Source organism: Streptomyces sp. NPDC088350, assembly GCF_044753545.1.
In the GTDB taxonomy this organism is placed as follows: domain Bacteria; phylum Actinomycetota; class Actinomycetes; order Streptomycetales; family Streptomycetaceae; genus Streptomyces.
Map to the genome: position 1 here is coordinate 55,998 of NZ_JBIVNL010000005.1, position 26,385 is coordinate 82,382.

25 protein-coding genes and 1 pseudogene are annotated in these 26,385 nt (G+C 70.4%); 16 read left to right on the forward strand and 10 right to left on the reverse strand.

Annotation, left to right across the window (positions count from 1 at the left end; translation table 11 throughout):
- Positions 1-105 precede the first annotated feature (105 nt).
- A pseudogene (locus ACIQBL_RS18120) lies at positions 106-345 on the forward strand (GntR family transcriptional regulator); the annotation flags it as partial.
- Between the two features lie 62 nt (positions 346-407).
- On the opposite strand, the gene helR reads toward ACIQBL_RS18120, so the two are convergent.
- Together helR and ACIQBL_RS18130 are read right to left on the reverse strand one after the other, a co-directional pair.
- A complete protein-coding gene (gene helR, locus ACIQBL_RS18125) occupies positions 408-2,582 on the reverse strand; it encodes an RNA polymerase recycling motor ATPase HelR (protein ID WP_401942668.1) in 2,175 nt (724 codons plus the stop codon).
- 95 nt (positions 2,583-2,677) lie between these two features.
- Positions 2,678-3,907: a glycosyltransferase gene (locus ACIQBL_RS18130; protein WP_401942670.1), complete on the reverse strand. Its 1,230-nt coding sequence runs from the start codon at positions 3,905-3,907 to the stop codon at positions 2,678-2,680.
- A 261-nt stretch (positions 3,908-4,168) separates the two neighbouring features.
- Between ACIQBL_RS18130 and ACIQBL_RS18135 the strand changes: the two genes are divergently transcribed.
- From ACIQBL_RS18135 to ACIQBL_RS18150, 4 genes are all read left to right on the forward strand, one after another.
- A complete protein-coding gene (locus ACIQBL_RS18135) occupies positions 4,169-4,588 on the forward strand; it encodes a YciI family protein (RefSeq protein ID WP_317881836.1) in 420 nt (139 codons plus the stop codon).
- Positions 4,585-5,730, forward strand: coding sequence for an RNA polymerase sigma factor (locus ACIQBL_RS18140; protein ID WP_401942672.1), 1,146 nt, complete (start codon positions 4,585-4,587; stop codon positions 5,728-5,730). Before ACIQBL_RS18135 ends, ACIQBL_RS18140 begins: the two co-directional genes overlap by 4 nt.
- A 288-nt stretch (positions 5,731-6,018) precedes the next feature.
- On the forward strand, positions 6,019-7,548 hold the full coding sequence (locus ACIQBL_RS18145; protein WP_401942675.1) for an MFS transporter: 1,530 nt from the start codon (positions 6,019-6,021) through the stop codon (positions 7,546-7,548).
- A 77-nt stretch (positions 7,549-7,625) separates the two neighbouring features.
- A complete protein-coding gene (locus tag ACIQBL_RS18150; RefSeq protein ID WP_401942677.1) occupies positions 7,626-8,012 on the forward strand; it encodes a winged helix-turn-helix transcriptional regulator in 387 nt (128 codons plus the stop codon).
- On the opposite strand, the gene cynS is transcribed toward ACIQBL_RS18150, so the two are convergent.
- Complete coding sequence (cynS, locus tag ACIQBL_RS18155) at positions 7,972-8,418, reverse strand: cyanase (RefSeq protein ID WP_401942678.1); 447 nt, start codon at positions 8,416-8,418, stop codon at positions 7,972-7,974. The genes ACIQBL_RS18150 and cynS overlap by 41 nt on opposite strands.
- Positions 8,419-8,561: 143 nt before the next feature.
- On the opposite strand from cynS, the gene ACIQBL_RS18160 reads away from it, so the two are divergent.
- Both ACIQBL_RS18160 and ACIQBL_RS18165 read left to right on the forward strand, forming a co-directional pair.
- Positions 8,562-9,395, forward strand: coding sequence for an alpha/beta hydrolase (locus tag ACIQBL_RS18160; protein WP_401942681.1), 834 nt, complete (start codon positions 8,562-8,564; stop codon positions 9,393-9,395).
- A 68-nt stretch (positions 9,396-9,463) separates the two neighbouring features.
- Entirely contained in the window at positions 9,464-10,276 is an 813-nt protein-coding gene (locus ACIQBL_RS18165) for an alpha/beta fold hydrolase (RefSeq protein ID WP_401942683.1), read from the forward strand.
- A 15-nt stretch (positions 10,277-10,291) separates the two neighbouring features.
- Here ACIQBL_RS18165 and ACIQBL_RS18170 read toward each other — a convergent pair whose 3' ends face one another.
- Together ACIQBL_RS18170 and ACIQBL_RS18175 are read right to left on the reverse strand one after the other, a co-directional pair.
- Positions 10,292-11,017: a class I SAM-dependent methyltransferase gene (locus ACIQBL_RS18170; RefSeq protein ID WP_401942686.1), complete on the reverse strand. Its 726-nt coding sequence runs from the start codon at positions 11,015-11,017 to the stop codon at positions 10,292-10,294.
- 5 nt (positions 11,018-11,022) lie between these two features.
- Positions 11,023-11,586, reverse strand: coding sequence for a PadR family transcriptional regulator (locus tag ACIQBL_RS18175; RefSeq protein WP_401942688.1), 564 nt, complete (start codon positions 11,584-11,586; stop codon positions 11,023-11,025).
- Positions 11,587-11,656: 70 nt separating this feature from the next.
- On the opposite strand from ACIQBL_RS18175, the gene ACIQBL_RS18180 reads away from it, so the two are divergent.
- A complete protein-coding gene (locus ACIQBL_RS18180) occupies positions 11,657-12,055 on the forward strand; it encodes a nuclear transport factor 2 family protein (protein ID WP_401942691.1) in 399 nt (132 codons plus the stop codon).
- 45 nt (positions 12,056-12,100) lie between these two features.
- On the opposite strand, the gene ACIQBL_RS18185 is transcribed toward ACIQBL_RS18180, so the two are convergent.
- The 5 genes from ACIQBL_RS18185 to ACIQBL_RS18205 form a co-directional block, all read right to left on the reverse strand.
- Positions 12,101-14,011, reverse strand: a complete 1,911-nt coding sequence (locus ACIQBL_RS18185) for a hypothetical protein (protein ID WP_401942694.1) — start codon at positions 14,009-14,011, stop codon at positions 12,101-12,103.
- 296 nt (positions 14,012-14,307) lie between these two features.
- A complete protein-coding gene (locus ACIQBL_RS18190; RefSeq protein ID WP_401942697.1) occupies positions 14,308-15,096 on the reverse strand; it encodes an SDR family NAD(P)-dependent oxidoreductase in 789 nt (262 codons plus the stop codon).
- On the reverse strand, positions 15,093-16,394 hold the full coding sequence (hisD, locus tag ACIQBL_RS18195) for a histidinol dehydrogenase (protein WP_401942700.1): 1,302 nt from the start codon (positions 16,392-16,394) through the stop codon (positions 15,093-15,095). The genes ACIQBL_RS18190 and hisD overlap by 4 nt, the downstream gene beginning before the upstream one ends.
- Before the next feature lie 68 nt (positions 16,395-16,462).
- Entirely contained in the window at positions 16,463-17,398 is a 936-nt protein-coding gene (locus ACIQBL_RS18200) for a VOC family protein (protein WP_401942703.1), read from the reverse strand.
- On the reverse strand, positions 17,395-18,360 hold the full coding sequence (locus tag ACIQBL_RS18205) for a fumarylacetoacetate hydrolase family protein (protein WP_401942705.1): 966 nt from the start codon (positions 18,358-18,360) through the stop codon (positions 17,395-17,397). The genes ACIQBL_RS18200 and ACIQBL_RS18205 overlap by 4 nt, the downstream gene beginning before the upstream one ends.
- Positions 18,361-18,588: 228 nt before the next feature.
- Here ACIQBL_RS18205 and ACIQBL_RS18210 point away from each other — a divergent pair, with 228 nt between their 5' ends.
- From ACIQBL_RS18210 to ACIQBL_RS18245, 8 genes are all read left to right on the forward strand, one after another.
- Positions 18,589-18,894, forward strand: a complete 306-nt coding sequence (locus tag ACIQBL_RS18210; protein WP_401942708.1) for an antibiotic biosynthesis monooxygenase family protein — start codon at positions 18,589-18,591, stop codon at positions 18,892-18,894.
- A gap of 37 nt (positions 18,895-18,931) precedes the next feature.
- Positions 18,932-20,056 carry an FAD-dependent monooxygenase gene (locus ACIQBL_RS18215; RefSeq protein ID WP_401942711.1) on the forward strand — a complete coding sequence of 375 codons (1,125 nt, stop codon included), beginning with the start codon at positions 18,932-18,934 and terminating at the stop codon, positions 20,054-20,056.
- A complete protein-coding gene (locus ACIQBL_RS18220; protein WP_401942714.1) occupies positions 20,053-21,060 on the forward strand; it encodes an amidohydrolase family protein in 1,008 nt (335 codons plus the stop codon). Before ACIQBL_RS18215 ends, ACIQBL_RS18220 begins: the two co-directional genes overlap by 4 nt.
- On the forward strand, positions 21,057-22,034 hold the full coding sequence (locus ACIQBL_RS18225; protein ID WP_401942717.1) for a cyclase family protein: 978 nt from the start codon (positions 21,057-21,059) through the stop codon (positions 22,032-22,034). The genes ACIQBL_RS18220 and ACIQBL_RS18225 overlap by 4 nt, the downstream gene beginning before the upstream one ends.
- A gap of 8 nt (positions 22,035-22,042) precedes the next feature.
- A complete protein-coding gene (locus ACIQBL_RS18230) occupies positions 22,043-23,413 on the forward strand; it encodes an FAD-binding oxidoreductase (RefSeq protein WP_401942719.1) in 1,371 nt (456 codons plus the stop codon).
- 3 nt (positions 23,414-23,416) lie between these two features.
- Positions 23,417-24,397, forward strand: coding sequence for a fumarylacetoacetate hydrolase family protein (locus ACIQBL_RS18235; RefSeq protein WP_401942721.1), 981 nt, complete (start codon positions 23,417-23,419; stop codon positions 24,395-24,397).
- 144 nt (positions 24,398-24,541) lie between these two features.
- Positions 24,542-25,522, forward strand: coding sequence for a LysR family transcriptional regulator (locus ACIQBL_RS18240; protein ID WP_401942724.1), 981 nt, complete (start codon positions 24,542-24,544; stop codon positions 25,520-25,522).
- A 37-nt stretch (positions 25,523-25,559) separates the two neighbouring features.
- Entirely contained in the window at positions 25,560-26,333 is a 774-nt protein-coding gene (locus tag ACIQBL_RS18245; protein WP_401942727.1) for an SDR family NAD(P)-dependent oxidoreductase, read from the forward strand.
- Positions 26,334-26,385 lie beyond the last annotated feature (52 nt).

Sequence of the window (26,385 nt, forward strand, 5' to 3'; positions counted from 1 at the left end):
CCAGATCTGGTCGCGCGACGAGCCCGCACGGCTACGTTTCGTCACCGGTTCCGCCCTCGGTCTTGTCACCAACAGGAGGCGCGGCATGGCCCGCACCACCCCATCCGCTACCGCGCGGACGGCTCCGCCTCCGCCCAACTCCGGCGCGCCTACGACTGGATGCGCCGGGCCGGTCTGACCCTGCACCACCGGGACGCCATCACGCAGGTCGCGAACGCGCCCTCGGTCCGGGTGACCCGGCGCGTCCACGACCAGTACGCGCGCCCACTGGAGATCACCGACCTGGTCGTGGAGGCTCAACAGGACGCCCTGATCTACGAGTTCACGGTGCCCTCGGCGGGCTGAACCCGGGCCGGACGACGGCGCGCGGCGGGCCGGATGCCGAACTCGCCACGCGCCGAACGGCGTTACGCGCTCGTGAGGACGACGAGCCGCTGCGTCGCCCGGGTCATCGCCACATAGTGGTCGACCGCTCCTTCGATGCCCTCACCGAACGTCTCCGGGTCGACGAGGACGACCAGGTCGAACTCAAGTCCCTTGGACAGCTCGGGAGTCAGCGACCGGACGCGTGAAGTCGCCCGGAACGTCGGGTCGCCGATGACGCAGGCGATCCCGTCGGCGTGCGCGCCGAGCCAGGTGTCGAGGACCGACTCCAGGTCCGAGGCGGGTCCGTGGACGACGGGGATGCCGCTGCTGCGGATCGAGGTCGGCACGTTGGCGTCCGGGAGCACGGCACGGATGACCGGCTCGGCCTCCGCCATGATCTCTTCCGGAGTGCGGTAATTGACGGTCAGGGACGCCAGGTTGATCCGGTCGAGCCCGATCCGCTTCAGCCGTTCCTGCCACGACTCCGTGAACCCGTGCCGGGCCTGGGCGCGGTCGCCGACGATGGTGAAGCTGCGGGACGGGCAGCGCAGGAGCAGCATCTGCCATTCCGCGTCGGTCAGTTCCTGGGCCTCGTCCACGACGATGTGCGCGAACGGCCCGGCGAGCAGGTCGGGTTCGATGCCGGGCTGGGCGGCCTCGTCGATGAGGGCGTCGCGCACGTCCTGTCCGTGCAGCATGCCCATCGCGCCTTCGCTCTCGTCGATCTCGACGTTCTGGAGCAGGCTGTCGATGACGTCGGTCCTGCGGGCGTGTTCGGCGGCGACGGCGGCCTCCTGCCGGCGCTTGCGGCGCGCCGCCTCCGGGTCGCCGAGGCGCTGCCTGGCCGCGTCGAGCAGCGGCAGGTCGGACACCGTCCAGGCCTGGGCGTCCGCGCGCTGCAACCGCTGGACGTCGTCACGGCTCAGCGAGGGGGCGCACTTGCGCAGGTAGGCCGGTACCGTCCACAGGTCGCCGACGAGGTCGGCCGCTTCGAGCAGCGGCCACGCGCGGTTGAAGGCCGTGAGCAGTTCCCTGTTCTGCCGCAGCGACTTGCGGAGCAGGGCGGGGGTGACCGCGCCGTCCGGGGCGGAGGCGCTGTCCTCGTGCTTGTCGACCAGGATCGTGAGCAGTTCCTGCCAGACCTGCTCACGTCCCTCGTTGTGCGGGGTGCCGGGTTCGGCCGCCTCGAACGCGACGGCCCAGTCCTCGGCGCTGAGCCGGATGTCGGACCAGTGCGTGGTGACGTTCATGCCCTGGGTGGGCGGCTCCTCGTAGAAGCGGACGGCGGGCTCGATCGCCCGCACCAGCTCCACGGACGACTTGAGGCGGGCCACCTCCGGGTCGGCCTCGACGGTCGCTGCGGCGCCCTCGGTGACGAGGTCCCGCAGGATGCAGGTCTGCACGCCCTCCTCGCCGAGGCTGGGGAGGACGTCGGCGACGTAGTCCAGGTAGGGCCGGTGCGGGCCCACGAAAAGGACACCGCCCCTGCGGTGGCCGAGGCGCGGGTCGGAGTAGAGGAGGTAGGCGGAGCGGTGCAGGGCGACGACGGTCTTGCCGGTGCCGGGCCCGCCGTCGACGACGAGGGCGCCGCGTGATCCCGCGCGGATGATGGCGTCCTGGTCGGCCTGGATGGTGCCGAGCACGTCGCGCATCCGGCCCGACCGGTTGCCGCCGAGGCTGGCGATGAAGGCGGACTGGTCGTCGAGCGCGGCGTGGCCGACGAACCCGTCCGCCGTGAACACCTCGTCCCAGTAGTCGCTGATCCGGCCCCGGGTCCAGCGGTACCTGCGGCGGCTCGCCAGGCCCATCGGGTTGGCGTGGGTGGCCCCGAAGAACGGCTCGGCCGCCGGTGAGCGCCAGTCGAGCAGCAGACGCCGGCCCGTGCTGTCGGTGAGGCCGAGCCGCCCGATGTACACGGGCTCGGAGGTGTCGGTGCCGACCATGTGGCCCAGACACAGGTCCAGGCCGAAGCGACGTAGTGCGCGCAGCCGTGTGGTCAGCCGGTGGATCTCCGTGTCCCGGTCCATCGCCGCCCTGCCGATGCCCCCGGGCGCCCTGCGCTCGGCGTCGAGCTGCTCGGTCAGTTCCGCGATCGACCGGTCGAGGCTCTCCGCGATGGCCGCGAAGTGCCGCTCGTCGCCCCCGATCAGCGTCGGGTCGGCCTTGGCGGAGAGGCGGTCGGGGAGGTCGAAGGCGCTGGTGGTGAGGGGGTTCACGGCATCAATTCCGATCTGAGGTCGCTCACGGCCGTGCGGGCGGCAGGCCGTGTGGACCGGTGCGTACGGGTTCTCGTGTTCGGGGTCCGGCGGGTTCACGCGCGCGTGGGCCGCCTTTCCCCGCTGACCGGGTCGAGGAGCATCTTCGCGGCCACTGTCGTCCCGTCGGTGCGGATCGTGCCGGCCACGGCCCGCGCCCGTGCCCGGGTCTCCGGAGCCAGGACGACCGTGAGCGCGGCCGACAGGGAGTCGTAGGTCGGCGTCGGACCGTCGTGGGCCGTGCCGATGCCCAGCTCGGCCACCCCTGCGGCCCAGTATGGCTGGTCCACGATCTGCGGCACCACCAGCTGAGGCGCGCCGGCCAGTGCGGCGGTCGTCGTGGTGCCCGCGCCGCCGTGGTGCACGACGGCGGCGACCCGGCCGAAGAGTGCCTGATGGTTGACCTCGCCGACGACGAGGCAGTCGTCCCGGTCGTCGATCGCGGCCAGGTTCGCCCAGCCCCGGGCGAGGAGGACCCGGCGGCCCTGTGCGCGGATCGCCTCGGTGGCGGTCCGGGCGAGGTCCGGTGAGGTGTGCAGGGCCATGCTGCCGAAGCCGACGTACACCGGCGGTTCGCCGGCCTTCAGGAACGTCTCCAGCTCGTCGGGGAGCGGGCGCTCGTCGGGCAGGATCCACGGTCCGGTGGTCACGACGTCGAGATCCGTCAGGTCCTGCCACGGTACGAGGGTCGGGTCCGCCGCCAGCCACGGCCGCTCGGTGAAGACGTGGTCACGGACGTTCTCCACCGGCGGCAGGCCGATCGCCGCCCGGTGCGTGTTCTCGGCCTCGCCGTACAGGGCGTTCACGCGCTGGGCGTCCTGCTCCCACAGCACCTTGTTGTCGGTCTCCTCCGCCGGGGACGGTGTGCCCGGCCGTGACGGCGGACGGCGGTGCCGCGACGGCAGGCCGACCGTGTGGAAGCACGCGAACACGTAGCGGATGCCCAGTTTCTCGGCCACAGAGCGGGCGCCCGCCGGCATCAGGCCGGTCGCCAGCAGCACGTCGCACCCCTCGGCCGCCGCCGTCAGTGTCTCGTACCGGGCGGCGACCAGCTCGGGCGCGAGCCGGAACGCGGCCCCGGGCGGCCTCGCCCCGGTGACCACCGAGTGCACCGTCGGGCCGAGCGGTACCAGCGGCACGCCGATCCGGGCCAGCAGCTCCACGAACTCCTCGTCCGCCGGCGCGCACACCCGGACCTCCGCGCCGAGTTCCAGCAACCGCGCCGCGAGTCCCGCCAGCGGTTCGACATCCCCGCGCGACCCCCACGTCGACAACAACACACGCATTCCGCGACTCCCGTTTCCGCAGGTCATGCCCTCAGGCCGGACATTCTGCGGCACGACGGGGGCCTTGCCGCAAGCCCCCCGGTGCGCTATACGTTAAGAAGGGAAGGGGAGTGGGTACGCCTCCCTTTCCGCCCTCCCTCGCAGAGCTCGTGGAACTCGTGGCGAAAGAAATCCTCCGCCGATGTCGAGAACCCGCGTCCGGCTCCGTCCCCGAGGTGAACGCGACCACAATGGGTCGCGCCGGCACCGAGGAGAACGACCATGGCCAAGTACCTGCTGCTGAAGCACTACCGCGGCGCCCCCGCCGCCGTGAACGATGTCCCCATGGACCAGTGGGCGCCCGAGGAGATCACGGCCCACGTGCAGTACATGAACGATTTCGCGGCCCGGCTGGAGAAGACCGGCGAGTACGTCGACAGCCAGGCTCTCTCCCCCGAGGGGACGTTCGTCCGCTACGACGGCGAGGGGCGCCCGCCGGTCACCGACGGCCCGTTCGCCGAGACCAAGGACGTCATCGCCGGCTGGATGATCATCGACGTCGACAGTTACGAGCGTGCCGTGGAGCTGGCCGGTGAGCTGTCGGCCGCGCCCGGGGCCGGGGGCAGGCCGATCCACGAGTGGCTGGAGCTGCGCCCGTTCCTGGGTGTGCACTCGACCACCACGGAGTGCACTTTCAAGTGAACGAGGTTCTGCTGAGGAGCCTCACGCCGGGTGTGCTCGGAATCCTCGTCCGCCGCGGAGCGGACTTCGCGGCGGCCGAGGACGCCGTGCAGGACGCGCTGGTCGAGGCGGTGCGGGTCTGGCCGGACGATCCGCCGCGCGACCCGAAGGGGTGGCTGGTCACGGTGGCCTGGCGGCGGTTCCTCGACGCGACACGGGCGGAGACCGCCCGCCGTAGGCGTGAGGACCTCGTGGACGAGGAGCCGGCTCCCGGGCCCGCGTCGGCGACGGACGACACCCTCCAGCTCTACTTCCTGTGTGCCCACCCGTCGTTGACGCCGTCGTCGGCGGTCGCGCTCACGCTGCGCGCCGTGGGCGGGCTCACCACGCGCCAGATCGCGCAGGCGTATCTGGTGCCCGAGGCGACGATGGCGCAGCGGATCAGCCGGGCCAAGCGCACCGTCTCCGGGGTGCGGTTCGACCGGCCCGGCGATGTCGCGACCGTGCTGCGCGTGCTCTACCTGGTGTTCAACGAGGGCTACTCCGGCGATGTCGACCTCGCCGCCGAGGCCATCCGGCTCACCCGGCAGCTCGCCGCCGCGATCGACCACCCCGAGGTGGCGGGGCTGCTCGCGCTCATGCTGCTCCACCATGCCCGACGCGCCGCCAGGACCGCGCCGGACGGCAGCCTGGTGCCGCTGGCCGAGCAGGACCGGGGCCGGTGGGACACCACCTTGATCGCCGAGGGCGTCACGATCCTCCAACTCGCTCTCGCACGGGACCAGTTGGGGGAGTTCCAGGCGCAGGCCGCGATCGCGGCGCTGCACGCGGACGCGCCCACCGCCGAGGAGACGGACTGGGTACAGATCGTCGAGTGGTACGACGAACTCGCCGGCCTGACCGACAGTCCGGTGGTCCGCCTCAACCGCGCGGTGGCGGTCGGCGAGGCCGACGGCCCGCGCGCCGGTCTGGCGGCGCTCGCGGCCGTGGACGATTCGCTCCCCCGCCATACGGCCGTGGCGGCGTACCTGCACGAGCGCGACGGCGATCTGACGACAGCGGCACGGCTCTACGCCGAGGCGGCGCACAAGGCTCCCAATCTCGCCGAGCGCGACCATCTGACCCGCCAGGCGGCCCGGCTCAACACCCTCCGGTCGGCTTGAGCCATTTGCTTTTCCCTGGAAAGTATGGGCAATTTCCGGGCGTCTCGAATTCCCTTTGCCCACACCATGGGAGAGTTCGTCAAGGGCGATATTGGCAACACCGGAAAGGGAGTTGTCTGGTCACGGCCGACGGCGATTCGCTGCTACGGTGAGCACTCGTCCCGAGGTCGAGCGATGTGCCGTATCAGCACCCTGACCTCGGATTGCACAGCGAGTGTTCCGCTTCTCGCCGGATTCCGTTCACTCTCGCCTTTCCCTGTTCGCGGCACTCCCTGGAGTTCTTGAACCATGTCTGCTGAGAGCGTGGCCACCGCCACGTCCACGGCACCGGAGCATTCCGGTTCCGCCCCCGGAGACCGGCATCTCGGTCTCGCCCTGTTCGTCATCGCGGCGGCCCAGTTGATGGTCATCCTCGATGCCACCATCACGAATATCGCGCTGCCCGCCATCCAGACCGACCTGGGCGTCTCGGACGCCGATCTGGCGTGGATCGTCAACTCGTACGCGCTGGCCTTCGGCGGTCTGCTCCTGCTCGGCGGCAAGGCGGGCGACCTGTTCGGCCGCCGCCGGGTGTTCCAGGTCGGTATCGCCGTCTTCACCCTCGCCTCGCTGCTCGGTGGACTCGCCCCGAACGAGGGCCTGTTGATCGGCGCGCGCATCCTCCAGGGCGTCGGCGCGGCACTCGCCGCGCCCAGCGCGCTGGCGCTGGTCACCACGACGTTCCCGGCGGGCAGGCCCCGCAACCGGGCGATGGGTGTGTACGCCGCGATGGGCGGTCTCGGTGCCACGGTCGGCCTGCTGCTCGGCGGTCTGCTCACCGATGTCCTGGACTGGCGCTGGGTGTTCTTCGTCAACATCCCCATCGGCCTCGCCGTCCTCGCCGGCACCCGCAGCCTCGTCGAGGCGGAGCGCCACCCCGGCCGCCTGGACGTGCCGGGTGCCGTCACCGGGACCGGCGGTCTGATCGCCCTGGTCTACGGCATCACGCGCGGCGGCGAGCACGGGTGGACCAACGGCCTCACGCTGGGCTGCTTCGCGGTCGCGGCCGTCCTGTTGGCGACGTTCCTGTTCCTCCAGGCCCGTACGCCGGACCCGATGATGCCGTTGCGCCTCTTCAAGGACCGTAATCGGTGGGGCAGTTACGCCACCATGCTGTTCATCGGCTCCGGCATGTTCGCCTTCTTCTACTTCCTCACGCTCTATATGCAGCTGATCCTCGGCTACAGCCCCATCAGGACCGGCTTCGCCTATCTGCCGTTCAGTTTCGGCATGGCCGCGGCGGCGGGCATCAGTTCCAAGCTCGTCGCCCACGTCGCGCCCCGGCTCATCGCGGGCCCGGGTCTCCTGGTCGCCGCCGCGGGCATGTTCTGGTTCGCCACCCTGGAGCCGGACTCCTCCTACACCGGGCACCTCATGCCCGCCATGTTCGTCACCGCGCTCGGCCTGGGCATGAGCTTCGTCCCGATGACACTCGGCGCGGTGAGCGGTGTCGCCCACCAGGACACGGGTATCGCCTCGGCCCTGCTCAACACCGCGCAGCAGATCGGCGGCGCCCTGGGCCTCGCCGTCCTGTCGACGATCTCGAACTCGGCGGCCGACGACAAGCTGCCGCAGGCCGCCAACGTGCTCTACCGGGGCCTGGCCACCAAGGACTTGGGGATCGTGACGAAGGCGGGGGACGCGCTGACGCACGGCTACACGATGGCGTTCGTCGCCGCCGGGGTGGTGTTCGTCGCCGGTACCGCCGTGACCGTGTTCGCCGTGAACGCCGGCCGCCAGCAGCACACCGAAGGCGCCGCCCCGGTCCACATGGGCTGAGCCCCCACAGTCAGGCACCACGACATCGAATCGGAGCGAGGACCGCGGGCGCGGTCCTCGCGCCGCTGGAGCCCCGCATGACGATCAAGCCCACCTCAGCGGCGCCTGAGCGCCCCCGACTCCCGCCGCCCGTCGATGCCTTGACCCGCGCCTTCGCCCTGCTCGGCAAACGCTGGAGCGGACTGGTCCTCGCCGCGCTGGCCAAGGGCCCCGCGGGCTTCGGCGAGGTGCGCGAGCGGGTCCCCGGTATCAGCGACCGCATGCTCGCCGACCGCCTCCACGAACTGGCCGCCGCCGGCCTCCTCACCCGCACCGTGCGGCACGGCCCGCCAGTGCGTTCCTCCTACGCCCTCACCCCGCACGGCGACGCCTTCCTGATCCCCCTCGCCGCGCTGGCCGTCTGGGCCGAGGAGCATCTCGCGATCACTCCCACTGGTACGGGAGGTACTTGCCGTCGAGGGTGATGACGACCCGGTCTCCGGCGGGATCGGGAACCCGCCGTACATCGAGGCGGAAGTTGATGGCGCTCATGATGCCGTCGCCGCACTGCTCGTGGATGAGTTCCTTGATGGTGGGGCCGTAGACCTGGACGACCTCGTAGAGCCGGTAGATCGTCGGGTCCACGGGGACTGCCGCGTCCAACGCACCCCGGGTCGGCTGGAGTTGGAAGGCGAGGGCGACGTCCTCGTCGAGTTCGAGGAGGGACGCGGCCGTCGCCGCCTCGTCCTTGGTCATGGGGTGCTGGCCCAGCAGGGCCGCCGTGGTCCACGCGAGCGGCCGGCCCACGGCCTCGGCCAACTGGGCCCATGTGACACCCGTCTTCACCTTGGCCCGGCGGACGGCCTCGGCGGCTTCACCCTTGCTGAGCATGCACAACTCCGTTCCCGGACAGCGTGCTTGACCACACGCGGCTCAGCGTAGGAGATCACCGGTGTCGCGACAATGGCGTCGTCCTCCGCCAAGTGCCGTCGTATCCCGGACTCAAGGACCCGCGCGGACGCATACTTCCCCACATGACCCACATCGACGTGCAACAGATCGAGCAGGCGAACGCCGTCGACCGTACGCCGGTCGTCTTCGTCCACGGGCTGTGGCTGCTGCCGAGCAGTTGGGACCGCTGGGCAGCCCATTTCGAGCAGGCCGGATATGCGCCGGTCTCCCTGTCCTGGCCCGACGACCCGGAGACGGTCGCCGAGGCCAACGAACACCCCGAGGTCATGGCGGGCAAGACGGTCGGTCAAGTCGCCGACCATCTTGCGCAGTTGATCGGCACGCTGGCACGGAAGCCGGCGATCGTCGGCCACTCCTTCGGCGGACTGCTCGCGCAGATCCTCGCCGGGCGCGGACTGTCCGCCGCGTCCGTGGCGATCGACCCGGCGCCGTTCCGGGGCGTGCTGCCGCTGCCGGTGTCCGCGCTGCGCTCCTCCGCACCGGTCCTCAGCAACCCCGCCAACCGCAATCGCGCGGTCCCCTTGACCTACGACCAGTTCCGCTACGCCTTCGCCAACGCCGTCGGTGCGGAGGAGGCGCGGGAGTTGTACGAGTCGTTCGCGGTGCCCGCGCCCGGTGCCCCGCTGTTCCAGGCGGCCACGGCGAACTTCAACCCGTGGACCGAGGTGAAGGTCGACACGGAGAACCCCGATCGCGGGCCGCTCCTGATCATCTCGGGCGAGAAGGACCACACCGTGCCCTGGTCGATCGCCAACGCCTCCTACAAGAAGCAGCAGCACAACAAGGGCGTCACCGAGATCACCGAGATCAAGGACCGGGGCCACGCGCTGACCATCGACCACGGCTGGCAGGAAGTCGCGGACACCGCCCTGTCGTTCGTGCGCCGCTTCGCCTGAACTCCCGGGCGGGCACCTACGAGCAAGCGTTCGACGCCGAACTCCTCGACCTCATCCGGAGCTGACCCATGTCGATTTCCCGTAGACCCTTACTGCTGGGAGCAGTTGCCGCAGCCGGCACCCTCGCGGCCACCACGCTCCCCGCCTCGGCGGCACCCGCCACCGGAGGTACGCACTCCACGCCGAAGCCCACCGTGGTCCTGGTGCACGGGGCGTTCGCCGACGCGTCCAGCTGGTCGGCCGTGGCCTCCCGGCTGCAGAGGTCGGGCTACCCGGTCCTGGCGCCCGCCAACCCGCTGCGCGGCCTGACCGCGGACGCCGCCTACCTCTCCGCGCTCCTCAAGACCATCGACGGCCCGAAGGTCGTCGTAGGACACTCCTACGGCGGCGCGGTGATCACCCAGGCGACCGCGGGCGACGCGAGCGTGAAGGCCCTCGTGTACGTCGCGGCCTTCGTACCCGACAAGGGCGAGCAACTGGGCGAACTCGCCGCGCGATTCCCCGGTGCGCAGCTGGGCGACGCGTTGCAGCCGCTGCCCGACGGTTCGGGCGGCACCGATCTGGCCATCCAGACGGCGAAGTTCCACGCGGTGTTCACCGCCGACCTCCCCGCGTCCACGTCCGCATTGCTGGGCGCCTCTCAACGCCCCATCAGCGCGGCGGCGTTCACGGACGTCACCACGGCGGCGGCCTGGCACGACATCCCCTCGTGGGCGGTCGTGGCGGCACAGGACAGGGCGATCGCACCCGACCTGGAGCGCTTCGAGGCCAAGCGCGCCGGTTCGCACACGGTCGTGGTGGACTCCTCGCACGTGGTGATGATCTCCCACCCCGACCTGGTCACAAGGGTCATCAAGTCGGCGGCCTCCGCGACGAGTTGACGTCCACACCCGCCGCTACGGCAGCCGTCGCGCCGCGACCATGCGGACGCGGGGGCTGCCGTCGCCGCGACTCCCGAACTCGGGCAAGGTGTAGAGGTCGATGTCGAAGCCGGTCCGCTCCAACTCCCTTCGCACCAGGCCGAGTTGAAAGTCCCGATAGTACATGACGAAGGGCGGGCGCCAGACGGCGTTGCGCACCTTCATCACCGCGTCGAAGCCGGACAGCATCCAGTACGCGGGGGACGTGGGACGCGGCGGTGCGATGACCGGGAAGGCGAAGCAGCCGCCGGGCCGCAGCACCGAGTGCACCTGGTCGAACAGTCCCAGCAGTTCACCGGGCAGGAAATGACCGAACGCCCCGAAGCTGACCACGAGGTCGAAGGCGGGCGCGAACGGCAGGGCCCGGGCGTCGCCGCGCACCCATGAGACCCGGGGCCCGCCGCTCTTTACCCGCTCCCGCGCGACCGCGAGCATGCCCGCGCTGAAGTCCACGCCGGTGACGCTCTCCCGGCACACCTTCGTCAGCACCTCGACACCCGCGCCGGTGCCGCAGCACAGGTCGAGTCCGTCGTCGAAGGGGCCGACGCGCCGCAGCATCGCGGCGACCGCGTCGAGCAGCGGTGCCGGGGTCCGGAAGGGGGTGTGGTCGAACTTGGGCGCGAGGAGGTCGTAGCCGTGCTCCACGGACGACAGTGCCTGGACGGCGAGTTCGCGCAGACTGGGACCTTCGGGGCTGAACATCCGGGTCAGCCTAGGGCAACCCGCTGCTTCAGGATCACGAGAACGCGCTCGCACCAGCGCAGGCTCTCCTCCTCGAAGGTGATCCCGGCCATCAGCGTGAGGTACGGCCCGATGCGGTCGGCGTCCCGGAGGTACTCCTCCTCGGTCAGGCCGCCGAGGAGACGGTCCCGTACGCGCTCGTAGCGGTCGAGCTTGCCGCGCGCCCACGACCTGCGTTCCTCGATCAGCTCGCGGGTCACCTCGGGGTCCGTGCCGTCCACGGCCTGGATCTTGATGAGGAGTTCGTCGCGGATGGCGGTGGGACGCCGGGGCGGCGCGGCGGCGAAGGTGGCGAGGTCGCGCCGGCCGGCCTCGGTGAGCGTGAACATCCTTTTGTTGGGCCTGCGTTCCTGCTGGACGACCCGTGCCTCGATCAGCCCGTCCTGTGCGAGGCGCTCCAGTTCGCGGTAGAGCTGCTGCGGTGTCGCGGGCCAGAAGTTCGCCAGCGACACGTCGAACACCTTGGCCAGCTCGTAGCCCGAGGCCTCCCCTTCCAGGAGGGCCGCGAGGACCGCGTACTTGAGGGACATGTGGACACGCTAACAGCCGTTGATTAGTCTCATCCACACCTACTCAACTAATTGACTAAGAGGTGAACCGATGCGCGCGTTCCGTGAGGCGGTCGAGGCGCAGGACATGGACGCCGTCGAGGCGCTGCTGGCGGAGGACGTGGTCTTCACCAGCCCGGTCGTGTTCAAGCCGTACGCCGGGAAGGAGATCACCGCGGCGATCCTGCACGGGGTGGCGCGGGTCTTCGAGGACTTCCGGTACGAGCGGGAGATCGGCGACCCGGACGGCCCCGACCACGCGCTGGTGTTCACCGCGCGGGTCGGCGACCGTGAGCTGACCGGCTGCGACTTCATCCACGTCGACGAGGAGGGCCTGATCGACGAGCTGATGGTCATGGTCCGGCCGCTGTCGGGCGCACAGGCCCTTCAAGAGGCCATGGCGGGGCAGTTCGAGCGGATCGCGAAGGAGGCGGAGGCGCGGCTCGGGTGAAGCGTGAGCCGCGCCTCCGCCCCCGCTCGCGCGACGGTCAGCCGCTCACGCGACGGTCAGTGTGAGGGCACCGGTGTAGGTCCGGCCCGGGGTGATGGCCGTCGCCGTCCCGTCGACCGTCAGGGTGACCTGCTTGCCCCGGGGCGCCCTGACGGTCGCGTCGGCGGCGAGGGCGAGCCGGGTCAGGTACGAGGTACCGGTGACCGTCCAGGTCGAGTCGCTGTTCAGCTGCACGATCGCGCCGTTGTTGACGGCGGCCCGCACGGTGTTGGTGACGATGCCCAGCTCGTAGAAGGTCGACGCGTCGATGCTGGAGACGCGGTGCTTGGTCTGCGACGCGGAGATGACTCCCTCGACGCTCGCGTCCTCGAAGGTGAGGACCATGTTCCTGCCCTTGCGCATGCCGTTGTAGAAGTCGCCCTTCAAAGCTATGGAGTTGAAGGTGGCGGCTCCGTCGGTGGCGTGGACTGCGGTCGGGTCGAAGGTCGCGTCCTTCGTCGGGTCGCCGGTGGGTTCGGTGTAGACGCCGACGTTCATCATCTTGCCGTTGACCGGGACCGGGCCCGGGTCGTCCAGCTCGATCATCTGGAGGATGATCCCGTCACGCGGGTTGAGCCGGGCGCCCTGCGAGCCGTCGACGCTGATCGTGGTCTGCTGGCCCTTGTTGAGGAAGGTGGCCCGCTCGGAGTTGATCTGCGTGCCGCCGTCGAGGGTGAGTTGGCCGGTGCCGAAGAACATGTACCCGAAGTGCCCGGAGTTCACGACGGTCCTGCGCACCGGTATCGACGCCAACTCGCCCTTCGACAGCCCGAGTTCCAGCTCGGTGTTGAGCGCGGAGACGGCGGCCCCGGTGCTGTCGCCGTAGTGCACCACGGCGGCCGGTCCCGCGATGATGGTCGCGTAGCTGCCGACGTCGAGCCGCGAGCCGAGCACCCGCACGGTCGCGTCGCCGATGGCGTAGGTGCCGTAGCCGTACTCCCCCGTGTTGCCGAAGTGGCTGTTGATCGCGGTCAGTTTGAGTCCGCTGCCGCCCTCGACCGACAGGGCGCCCCAAGTCTCCGAGAAGATGGTCGAGTTGAGGTAGGTCGCCTTGCTGTTCTTGCCGATCAGGTTGGTGGCGCGGACGTTGCCGTCGAGTCCGAGCATCCAGGGCACGGACTCCATGTACGGGGTCTCCACAGTGGCTTGGTAGTCGGCGGGCAGTACGCCGTTGCGGGCGCGGAGGACGGAGTCCTTGACGATGACGTTGGCGCCGTCGTTGGCGATGACCGCGGTGCGGACGACTCCCTTGTTGTCGATCCGGGCGCCGTCCACGACCAGGGTGGTGGCCGAGCCGTCGCCGACGACCGCGGCGCCGTAGCCCGCGAAATCGCAACGGCCGTTGCCCGTAAGGGAGATGGAGGGCCGGTCGAGCGTGTAGGTGGCGTCCTGGACGTACACGCCGTCGAAGCACTCGCCGGTCGAGGTGATCGACACGTTCCTGGCGTAGGCGTCGGTGAGCTTGCCGCCGAGGACGGCCGCGAGGACGGACTTGTCCTTTACCACGCCGTCGCCGTCGACGTAGACCGCCTGCCGGAACGGGAAGGTGAGCGTCTGATACGTCACCTCGTTGGCCGCGGCGACGGTCAGGACGACATCGCCCCGGTAGGTGCCGGCCTGGATCAGGGTGGCCGTGGCGCCGGTGGCGGTGAGCAGCTGGCCGGTCTCCACGCCGTCGACGGTCAGCGAGAGGCTGGAACCGTCCGGGGCGACGATCTTGCCGCCGTCCGCGATCGACAGTTCGCTCACGCGGGTGGTCGCGGAGACCTCGTACGTCTCACCGGACCCGACCGAGATCCGGGTGCCCGAAGCCTTCTTGGTCGTCGGCGCGGCGGTGGCGGAGACCGCCGGCACCAGTACGGCTCCGGCCGTGGCGGTACCGGCGATCAGGACCGAGCGTCGGGTGATCAGCGTCATTGCTTGCCTTCCCAGGGATCGATGCGCCGTTGCGCAGTGTGACCGGCCGGCCGTCGAACGCGGGGTTCGGACGGCCCGGCGGAGGCACCGAAGGTGCGCACGAGGGAGTGAAGCAGCCATGAGAACCAGGGAACAGGCGGTCGGCACACACATATGGGAGCCCGATGCCTCGGATCACGCCGACCATTTCATGGCGGTCACACAGAGTCGTCATAGCGGACGAACACCCGTACGCACGACGGCGAGGCGGGGGCCCGTCGGCCGTCCACCTCGCCGTTCTCGTACGTGCTGTGCCGCTAGGCCGGGGCGATCATTCCCGCCGACAGGTCGATGTCGGCCCCGCACAGACCGGGCATCGCGAGCATCGCCACCAACGCCTGCGCCACCTCGTGCTCCTCGACGAGCCGGCCGAGGGCGGCCCGGGAGGCGAAGTCACGCTCGGCCTCGGCCACGGTACAGCCGATCAGTTCGGCGGTGAGCCGGAAGTTCCGGTGCATGCGCGGGCCCCGAACCGGCCCCGGGGAAAGGGAGTTGACCGCGACCCCCTGCGGGCCGGCCTCCCCGGCGAGGGTCCGGGTCAGGCCGAGCAATGCCATCTTGGACGCGGTGTACGGGGTGCGGTTGAGGAGGGGGCGCTTGCCGCTGACCGAGGCGACGTTGACGATGTCACCGCGTCCGGCCGACAGCATCGGCGGCAGGAAGGCCCGGCACATCAGATAGACGCCCCGGACGTTGGCGGCGAACACCTCGTCCCACTCGCCCGGCTCGATGTCGACGAGCGGCCGGACCGGTCCTGCCACCCCGGCGTTGTTGACGAGCAACGACACGTCCTCGTCGGCCAGTCGGGCGGCAAGGGCGCTGACTGCCGACGGGTCGGAGACGTCGCAGGAGGCCGTACGGGCCTGTCCGCCGTCCTTGACCACACGTGCCGCCGCGTCCGCGAGCGCCGTCTCGTCGCGCCCGACCAGGATCACCCGGGCGCCGGCGTCCGCGAGGGCCAGCGCGAAGGCGCGCCCCAGCGGTCCGCCGCCGCCCGTGACCAGTGCCGTACGGCCGTCCAAGGGCATGCGGCCGTCCAGGGTCATGCGCTGTTCCAGGGCAGTTCGTCGCCCGCGGCCTTCGCGGCGCGTACGTCGCCGGAGCGCGCGTGCCCCTCGAACAGCTCGACGCGGGCCGCCCGTCCGCACAGCCGGCCGAGCAGTGCCTGGGAGTCGGTGTCGGTGACCTCCTGGTAGGTCACCGTCTTGAGGTACTTCCCCACCCACAGGCCGCCGGTATAGCGCGCGGCACCACGTGTGGGCAGCACATGGTTCGTGCCGATGACCTTGTCGCCGAACGACACACAGGTGCCCTCGCCGAGGAACAGGGCGCCGTACTGGGTCATGCGCTCCAGCGCGAGGCGTGGTTCGGCGGTCAGCACCTCGACGTGTTCGAAGGCGAACTCGTCGGCGAGGGCGTACAGCTCGTCGAGGGTGTCGACGACGTGGACCTGGCCGTGGTCGCGCCAGGCGGGGCCGGCGAAGTCACGGGTGGGCATGCCGGGCAGGAGGCGTTCCACCTCGGCAATGGTCTTCTCGGCGACCTCGCGGGAGGTGGTGATGAGGACGGCCGGTGAGTCCGGGCCGTGCTCGGCCTGGGAGAGCAGGTCGACGGCGCACACGAACGGGTCGGCCCGGTCGTCGGCGAGGACGAGGATCTCGGTCGGCCCGGCGAACAGGTCGATGCCGACCTCGCCGAACAGTTGCCGCTTCGCCTCGGCGACATAGGCGTTGCCGGGCCCGGCGATCAGATTGACGGGTCGCATCGACTCGGTGCCGACGGACATGGCGGCCACGGCCTGCACTCCGCCGAGCAGCCAGATCTCGTCGGCGCCGGCGAGATGCATGGCGGCGACGGTGGCTGCCGGGATCTCGCCGTGGATGGGCGGCGTACAGGCGACCACCCGGGGCACGCCCGCGACCTTGGCGGTGACGATGGTCATGTGGGCGGAGGCGGTGAGCGGATAGCGGCCACCGGGGATGTACGCGCCCGCCGCCTGCACGGGGATGTGCTTCTGGCCGAGCTTCACCCCCGGCAGGGTCTCCACCTCGAACTCCCGCAGGGAGTCGAGCTGGTGGCGGGCGAAGGTGCGGACCTGGTCCTGGACGAAGCGGATGTCGTCGATGACCTGTTGCGGTACCGACGCGACGATCTTCCCGACCTCCTCGTCGGAGAGCCGGAAGGAGTCGGGGCTCCACTTGTCGAACTTCTCGGAGTAGGCGCGCACGGCCTCGTCACCGCGGGCGCGGATGTCCGCGATGACGCCGGTCACAGTCTCGCGCACCTGGTCGAGGGAGGCGGTCACCTCCGACTTGGGAACGGCGCGCTTCAGTATCTCTGCCACAACTGCGGCCTTTCTGCGGGTGGTTCGCGACAAAGGGGTGTCAGGCGGAAGGTGTCGGACGGGGGGTGTCAGACGGGGGGCGCCACGAAGAGCACGTCGGGGTCGTTGAACTGCTCCTTGGCGACCGACTCGCTCATCGGGTCGGCGGTGCCCCACTGGTCCTGGGTGATCGGGTCGTCGACGTCATGCCGGCCCGGGTGCCACAAGTCCTCTTCGAGGACGGCGAGTTCGGTCGTGTACTCGACGGTGTTGCCGTGCGGGTCGTGGAAGTAGGAGAAGGTGTTGTCACCCGCGAGATGCCGGCCGGGCCCCCAGGTGAGCCGGGTCCCGGCACGCAGCGCCCGGCCGGTGCCCCGCATGTACTCCTCGACCCCGCGCATCTCGAACGAGGCGTGGTGCAGGGAGACATGGGGTCCTCGGGCGATCGCGAACGAGTGGTGGAGGGGGCTGCACCGCAGGAAGTACATGAGGTCGCCCATGTGCGTCGAGTACAGGGTGTCGGTGAGCCGGAACCCGAGGTGCTGGACGTAGAAGTCCCGAAGCCCTTCCGGGTCCCGGGAGTTGACCACGCAGTGCGAGAGCCGGACGGGGATCGCCTCGCGCTCCTCTATCTTCCGGTGGGTGCGCGTGGCGACATCGGCCGACACCTCGACGACCCGCCCGTCCGGGTCGAAGAACCGGAAGCCGTAGCCGCCGCCCGGGGTGTCCAACACACCGGGTTCGCCGAGGAGTTGGACCCCGGCGCGCCCGAGTCGCCCGTGCAGCTCGTCCACGGCGGCCGGTGAGACCGCCCCGAAGGCGACCAGGTCCATCCGCTTCCGCTCGTCCTCGCGGATGCGGACGATGTACTGCTCGGGGCTGCCCTCGGCGGCGAAGAAGGCGATGCCGCTGTCGCCTGCGACCTCGGTCAGGCCCCAGGTGGTGCCGTAGAAGGCGCGCTGGCGGGCGAAGTCCGGTACGGCCAGGTCGACATGGCGCAGATGGGTGATGGGCTGGAAGGTCACTGTCCGCTCCTGACGGTGTTGCGCTGGTGGCCCAGGCCGGTGATCTCCGAATCGACGACGTCGCCGGGCTTCAGGAAGACGCCCCAGTGCGCGCCGTTTCCGGCCGGGGAGCCGGTGAGCAGCAGGTCGCCGGGGCGCAGAGTGGTGGTCGTGGAGACGTACGCGATGAGCTTCGGGATGTCGAAGATCATGTCCTTCGTGGACTCGTCCTGCCGTACAACTCCGTTGTGGCGCAGGGTGATGCGAAGGTCGCCGGGGTCCCCGACGAACGCGGCCGGCACCAGGAAGGGCCCGGTGGGCAGGAAGGTGTCGGCGTTCTTGGCGGTGAACCAGTCGGTGCCGATGGCCTTGAGGTCGGGCCGGTAGAGACGGTCGCGGGTGGTGAGGTCGTTCGAGATCGTGTATCCGGCGACGTAGTCCATCGCCTCCTCGGCCGGAATGTTCTTGCCCGACTTCCCGATGACGAGGGCGAGTTCGAGTTCCCAGTCGTGCTGTTCGCCGAGCGCGGGGAGCACGATGTCGTCGTAGGGACCGCAGATCGCGCGCGGGGAGCCGAGGAAGACGTACGGCACTCCGTTGCGGGCGCGTTCGTCCATCATCGACTCGGCGTCCGCACGCGCCTCTTCGGGGGTGGCGCCGTGCACACTCTCCTTCTCGGCGGCGACCAGATCGACCACGTGCTTGCGGTAGTTGGCGCCGCTCTGGAGGATCTGGCCGGGCTCGATCGGCGTCAGGACGCGAAGCGCGGCCAGGTCGTGCCAGGTGCCGTCGGAGGACCGGGCGAGTTCCCCGAGCCGGGGCAGCCAGGTCCCCCAGTCCTCGACCAGCGCACGCACGGACGGCACAAGGTCGGAGAGGTCACGCACCCGTGAACCGGTGACGAGGCCGGGGAATTCGTCCCCCCGGGCGGCGAACGTGCCGAGCGCGAAGGGTCCGGCATGGGTGGGCAGGGGATCGGGCACGGCGCTCTCCTCGTACGGGTGGGGGCTCGCCCTCGACGCTAGGCAGCCCGGGGACCCGGCGGAAATGGCGATCCGCGATGCCTGCCATCACCGGCCGCGCAGGCCCCCCACCGCAGCTCCATCGCCGTACGGGATGCATGACGTCCCCCTTGCCGATGCCTCGATCCGTTGACCGTCCGTCGGCCGCCCACGCAGGCTCGGAGCACCCACTTTCCCGAGGAGAAGAACGTGATAGTCGAGCATGCCGAGCTGACCGTCGAGGCAGGTCGTGAGCGGGAGTTCACGGAGGTGTTCGGCAAGGCCCGTGAGGTGCTGGCCGAGGCCGACGGGTTCCGCTGGGCCGAGCTGCTGCGCGGTGCGGAGCGGCCGACGACCTTCCTGCTGCTGGTCGGCTGGGACTCGGTCGAGGCCCACATGGTCGGCTTCCGGGAGTCCGAGGCCTTCGCGCGCTGGCGGGCCCTGGTCGGACCGTTCTTCACCGAGCCGCCGGCCGTCGAGCACTTCCACGAACTCGGCGCCCGCTTCTCGGGCTGACCCCCATGCCCTTCTTCTACGTTCGCAAGGATCGCCCATGCCCGTACAAAAGGTGCTCGTCGTCGGCGGCGGCATCACCGGAAGCGTGCTGTGTCTCGCGCTCGCCCAGCGGGGCGCCGAGGTGGAGCTCGTCGAGATCTCTCCGCAGTGGTTCGGTGTGGGCCATGGCATCACCGTCCAGGGCAACGCGCTCAAGGCGCTGCGTTCCGTGGGCGTCCTGGACCGGGTGCTGGCCCGGGCGGTGCCGTTCGACATCATGCGGCTGCGTCGCGCCGACGGCGGGCTGATCACCGAGTTGAACACCCCGCACACCGGCGGGCCCGAACTGCCGTCCACGGCGGGCGCGTTGCGTTCGGATCTGCAGGACGCGCTGTGCGACGCGGTGCACGCGCACGGGGTGCGGGTCCGTCTCGGACTGAGCGTGGACCGGCTCGACCAGTCGCCGGACCATGTGGACGTGGCTTTCACGGACGGTTCGACCGGTCGCTACGACCTCGTCGTGGGCGCCGACGGCATCAACTCGGCGATGCGCGCGCTGATCGGCATCGACGCCAAGCCGCGCCCCGTCGGCATGTCGATCTTCCGGGTCGTCGCCGACCGCCCGGCCGAGATGGACTGCGCCGAGGTGTACTACGGCGGCCCCCGCTTCAAGGCCGGCTACAGCCCGATCTCCCCCGACCAGTGCTACGCCTACCTCCTCGACGAGAACCTCGACACCTCCCTGATCGGCCCCCGCGCGCCCCTCGCCCTGCTGCGCGAACGCGGTGCCGGGTACGGCGGCACCTGGGGGAAGATCCTCGCCTCGCTGCCCGACGACACGGCGGTCGACTACCGCTGGATCGAGTCGGTCCTCGTCGACGAGCCCTGGCATCGCGGTCGCGCGATGGTCGTCGGCGACGCCGCGCACGCCTGTCCGCCGCTGATCGCGCAGGGCGCCGCGATGTGCATGGAGGACGCCGTGCTGCTCGCCGAGTTGGTGACGGCGGACGAGCCGACGGAGAAGGCCCTGGACCGCTTCATGGACCGGCGCCTGCCCCGCGTCCGGATGGTCCTGGAGAACTCCCTCCAGCTCGCCGACTGGGAGATCCACCCCGGCACACCCGGCGCCGACCCCGCGCGGATCATGTCGGAGACCCTGGACAACCTGACGGCGGCGGCGTGAACAGCTCACCCGTGGTCGACTTCCACGGCCACCTCTCCGTCCCCGCCGCCGACGCCCTGGTCGCGGACACCCCGGGCCTCACCGCCGAATTCGCGGCCGAGCAGCGCGCCCACTCCCCCGCGTCCCTGGCCGTCAACCGCGCCCAACTCCAGTGCCTGGCATCCAAGTTGACCGACGTCACCGCCCGCCTCGCGGATCTCGACGCGATGGGCGTCGACATCCAGGTGGTCGGCCCGATGCCGATGCACCACTACTGGGCGGACCCGGACCTCGCGATCCAGCTGGCCCGTACGGTCAACACGGCCGTGTCCGCGCACTGCGCCACCGCACCCGACCGGCTGTACGGACTCGGCACAGTCCCACTCCAACACCCGGACCTGGCGGTCGCGTTGCTCGACCAGGCGGTCAACGACCACGGCCTCTACGGCATCAGCGTCTCCACGACGGTCGACGGCCGTGAACTCGCCGACCCCGCGCACGACGTGGTGTGGCAGCGGGCCGAGGATCTGGGCGCGGTCGTGTTCATCCACCCCTGGGGCTGCTCCCTCGGCGAGCGCCTGGCGTCCAACTACCTGGGAAACACGGTCGGTCAGCCCGTCGAGACGACGGTCGCGCTCTCGCACCTCATCTTCACCGGCGTCCTCGACCGCTTCCCGCGCCTGAAGCTGGTGGCGGCGCACGGCGGCGGCTATCTGCCGACGTACATCGGCCGTTCGGACCACGCCTGGCTGGTACGCCAGGACGCGCGCGGCTGCGCCGAGTTGCCGAGCGCCTATCTGCGGCGGATGTGGTTCGACGCGCTGGTGTACACCCCGCGCGCGCTGCGCCGTCTCGTCGAGGAGGTGGGCGCGGACCGGGTCGTCCTCGGCACGGACCACCCCTTCGACATGGGTGTCGACGACCCGGTGGCCCGGCTGGACGCGGCCGGGCTCACCCCGGCCGACCGGGCCGCCGTCGCCGGGGGCAACGCCCTCGACCTGCTGCTGAAAGGACGTACGCGATGACCGCCGGTACCCTCGGGCCGATCGAGGAGGAACTCGCCAAGGCCCGTTCCGCCTACCGTAATTGGGGCCGCTGGGGTGCGGACGACGTGCTCGGCACGCTGAACTTCGTCGACGACGCGATCCGCGCCCACGCGGTGGGCCTGGTGCGCCGCGGGCGGTCCTTCTCGCTCGCCCAGGAGTTCAACGAGTCGGGCCCGCAGCGCGGTTTCCGCGGCCGTATCAACCCGGTCCACTACATGAAGGACACCGGCTCCGACGCGGCGGCCGGCACCCAGGGCTTCCCGCACGGTTTCGGCGGCGCCGACGACCACATCGTGATGCCGTTGCAGGCCTCCACGCAGTGGGACGGACTGGGCCACATCTACGACAACAAGCAGGCGTGGAACGGCCGTCCGTGCACCATCGTCAACGGCGACGGCGACTCGGTCACCGGCATCGAGCACATGAAGGACGCCTTCACCAGCCGCGGGGTCCTCCTCGACGTGGGCCGTGCGGCCGGCGACGAACACGGTGAACTCCCGGACGGATTCCCCATCCTGGAGGAGCATCTGCGGGCCACGATCGAGGCGCAGGGCGCCACCAGTTCGGTCCGGCGCGGCGACCTCGTCCTGATCCGCACCGGCCAACTCGGCCGCGTACGACGGCTCGGCGCGTGGGGCGGCTACGCCGCCGGTGACGCGCCCGGCCTCTCCTTCACCACCCTCGGCTGGCTGCACCGCACGGAGATCGCGGCGATCGCCTCCGACACCTGGGGCCTTGAGGTACGGCCGTACGAGTTCCCCGAGCCCGTGATGTCCCCGCTGCACCAGATAGCGATCCCCAACATGGGCCTCCCGCTGGGTGAGATGTGGGACCTGGAGGCACTGGCCGAGGACTGCGCGGCCGACGGCGTCTTCGAGTTCCTGCTGGTAGCCGCGCCGTTGCCGGTCACCGGCGCGGTGGGCGCCCCCGTCAACCCGATCGCGATCAAGTGAGTACACCCTTGAACCTGAACCGTTTCTCCGGCACCCTCCACCTCCCCGACGACGAGGACTTCGAGGCGGCGTGCTTCGGCCGGGTCTTCAACGCCCGTCTGCCGTACGACCGTTCACCGGCCGCTGTCCTGATGGCCGAGTCCGAGCAGGACGTGGTGGAGGGGGTACGGCTCGCCCTCGAACGCGGCTGGCAGATCGCCGTCCGCTCCGGCGGGCACAGCTGGGCCGCCTGGTCGGTGCGCCAGGACGCGCTGCTGATCGACCTCGGGGGCTTCCGCGAGATGGCGTACGACCCGGAGACCGGGATCGTGACGGCGACTCCCAGCGTGAAGGGCGGTGACGAACTCAACCCGTATCTCGGGGAGTTCGGCCGCTTCTTCAACGGCGGGCACTGCCCCTCCGTCGGCATCGGCGGTTTCCTGCTCCAGGGCGGGCAGGGCTGGAACGCGCGCGGCTGGGGCTGGGCGGCGGAGAACATCGTGGCCATCGATGTCGTCACCGCCGAGGGCGAGTTGGTGCGCGCCGACGAGACCCACCACAGCGACCTGTTCTGGTCGGCGCGCGGCGCGGGCCCGGGATTCTTCGGCATCGTCACCCGCTTCCACCTCCGCACCCGCCCGCTGCCGACGTACCTCGGACACACCGTGCACGCGTATCCGCTCGACCTGTTCGACGAGGTCATGACCTGGCTGCACGGCATGCACCACACGGTCTCGGACCTGGTCGAGATCGTCGCGCTCACGCAGACACCGCCCGACCTGGACGAACCGGTGCTGCTGGTCACGGGCGTGTCGATGACCGACACGGCAGAGGAGGCGGCCGAGGCGCTGGCACCGCTGCACGCCAACCCGTACGCGGACCAGGCACTGTTCCGCGTGGAGGCCCAACAGACCACGTTGGCGCAGCAGTTGGCGGGTCAGCGCATCGCCAACCCCGAGGGCCACCGCTACCTGGTCGACAACGCCTGGCTGACCGGCCCCGCCGACGAGGTCGTACCGGCGATCCGCCGGGCGTTCACCGAGCAGCCCACCCGGGAGACCTTCACCATCTGGTTCTCCATGGCCCCGCTGCGCCAACTCCCCGACATGGCCTTCTCGTTGCAGTCGGAGATCTACTGCGCCACCTATGTCATCCACGACGATCCGTCACGGGACGCCGAGTTGCGAACCTGGCTCGACGAGGCGATGGCGGACATGCGGCCGGTCACCGTCGGCCAGTACCTCGGGGACTCGGACTTCACCGTGCGGCAGTTGAGGTTCATGGGCGACGAACAGTGGGGGCGGCTGCGGGAGATCAGGACCGCGTACGACCCCACGGGACTCTTCGCCGGCTATCTCAGCGCCGGAGCCGTCACCAACACCAACCACTGGGAGCAGTGAGCGATGCGTTTCGCGACGTACGAGTACGAGGGCGTGGAGCGCGCCGGAGCCGTCCGCGACGGGACCATTCACCCGCTGCCCGAGGGAGTCACCGTCCTGACCCTGCTGGAGCAGGAGGTGCTGCACGCGGCCGGTACCGAAGCACTGCGCCGGCCAAGCGACTTGACGGTGGATCAGGTCAGACTGCTGCCTCCGCTGAAGCCGCCCTCCATCCGGGACTTCGTCGGTTTCGAGGCGCACATCGAGGGAGTCGCGAAGTCCCTGGACGGGCTGGAGCACGTCCCGGAGGAGTGGTACCGGGCGCCGAACTTCTACTTCACCAACCCGCATGCCGCGTACGGCGCTTACGACGACGTGCCGGTCCCGGCCGGCTGCTCGGTGCTCGACTTCGAGCTGGAGGTCGGCGTGGTCATCGGGCGCGGCGGGCGTGATCTCACACCGGAGCGGGCGCGCGAGCACATCGTCGGCTATCTCATCTTCAACGACTGGTCGGCGCGTGATCTCCAGAAGCCGGAGAAGAACCTCGGACTCGGCTTCTCCAAGGGCAAGGACTTCGCGAACACGCTCGGTCCCTGCCTGGTCACCGCCGACGAGGTCGAGGACCGGCGCGACCCGGACGGCTTCCTGGACCTGGAGATGACGGTCACCCTCAACGGCGAGCTGATCGGCCGCGACACCCTCGCCAACGTCTCCTGGACCTTCGAGGAGATGATCGCCTACGCCTCCCGGGACGCCTGGGTGCGCCCCGGGGACATCCTCGGCTCGGGCACCTGCGGCTGGGGCGCGCTGGCGGAGTTCTGGGGCCGGGTCGGCGAACGCACCCCGCCGCCGCTCCGGCCCGGCGACGAGGTGACCCTCGCGGTGGAGCGCCTCGGCACCCTCTCCAACCACGTCGTGCCCGGCCGTACGGACGTATACCTGCCGCGCGCCCGCAAGCGCGGCCGGACGCCGAGGCCGCAGCCCCACGCAGCCCCTCATCGGTAGGCCTTCCGACCTGCACACATCCAGGGATCCGATGGCAGCTATCGGATCCCTGTGACTTCCCTCCCGGCCCCTTCCTCCGCGGGAACCCGGTCGTTACGCTCCGGTTTCACCGAGCTTCAACGACGCGGCCGGAAGGACACACGCATGGGTCTGGGAGCAATCGACCTGAATCTTCTGGTGGCGCTGGAAGCCCTCCTGGAGGAGAAGAACGTCACCCACGCGGGGGTGCGGCTGTCCACCAGCCAGTCCGCGATGAGCGGCTCCCTGGCCCGGCTGCGGCGGCACTTCAACGACGAGCTGCTGGTGCGGGTGGGCCGCGAGTACGAGCTGACCCCGCTCGCGGAGCGGCTGCTGCCGGTCGTCCAATCCTCGCTGCACAAGGCGGAGGAGGCCCTGTCGCTGACCAGGCACTTCGATCCCTCGCGCAGTCGGCAACGCTTCTCGGTCGTGATGTCCGACTACGTCATGACGGTGTTCGTGGAACCGCTGCTGCGGGCCCTCGCGCAGGAGGCCCCCGGCATCCGTATCGACTTCCACCCGATCGTCATCGGGCAGCTGGAGACCGAGACCCATCTGCGCTGCCACGACCTGATGATCGTGCCGCTCGGCTACCAGCTGCCCGGGGTCAGCGAGGCCGTGATGCACGACCGTTTCGTGTGTCTCGTCGACCCGGACAACCCGCGTCTGGTGGACGGACGCCTCTCGCTGCGCGACCTCGCCGAGATGCCCCACGCGGCCTGCGCCGTCGGCAAACTCACGCCCGCCGACCGGCAGTTGGAGACCCTCGGCATCACACCCCGGGTCCAGGTCAGCACGCCCGGCTTCAATGCGCTGCCGTTCCTGGTGAGCGGCACCGACCTGGTCGCCGTGGTCCCCGAGCGGCTCGCCCGGCGCTACGAGGGCTTCGCGCGCTGTGCCGTCGTACCGACGCCCTTCCCCGACGTACCCCTCGTGGAGGCCATGTACTGGCACCACAACCGGCACGCGGACCCGGCGCACCGCTGGCTGCGGGAGACGGTTCGCAAGGTGGGGGCGTCCTTGGACGCGCCGGTGGTCCGCGAGATCGCCGGCGCGGATGGCACCCATGCCGATCGTGCGTTTCCGGAGCTGACCCCGGCTTCCTAGCGTGGACGGGAGACAGCCCGTACCCCCAGGAGGAACCGTGAGCCGCACGCGTCTGGCCGGCCGTACCGTCGTCGTCACCGGGGCCGCGCAGGGCCAGGGAGCCGCCGAGGTGGCCGCCGCGGCCCGGGAGGGTGCGACGGTGGTCGCGACGGACGTCCTGGACGAGGCGGGCGAGAAGCTCGCCGCGTCGCTGGGCTCCGAGGGCCTGGACGTCCGGTACCGGCACCTGGACGTGTCCTCGCCGGAGGACTGGGCGGCCCTCGCGGCCGGGCTGGACGTCGTGCACGGTCTCGTGAACAACGCGGGCATTCCCATGCGGGCACGGCTCGGCGACGTCGAACTCGCCGACTGGAACCGGGCGTTCGCGGTCAACACGACGGGCGCGCTGCTCGGCATCCAGGCGCTCGCCCCGCTGATGCCGACCGGTTCGTCCATCGTGAACGTCGGCTCCGTCGCGGGTCTCACCGCGCATCACGCGGTGGCGTACACCGCGAGCAAGTGGGCCCTGCGTGGTCTGTCCAAGGTCGCCGCGTTGGAGCTGGCCCCGCGCGGGATCCGCACGAACGTGATCCATCCCGGCTATATCGAGACCCCGTTGATGGCGTCCGCGAACCCGGTGTTCGTGCGGGCCCATCTGTCGATGACGCCTCAGGGGCGGGCGGGGACGGTGGATGAGGTGGCGCCGTTGGTCGTTTATCTGCTGTCGGACGAGGCGTCGTATGTGAATGGGGCGGAGGTCACGGTGGATGGGGGGTATGCGGCGCATGGTGGGGTGAAGGCGATCATTAATGCGCTTGATGGTCCGCTGTAGGGGCGGTTCTTTGGCTGCGGGTTGGTGGGGGCTGGTCGCGCAGTTCCCCGCG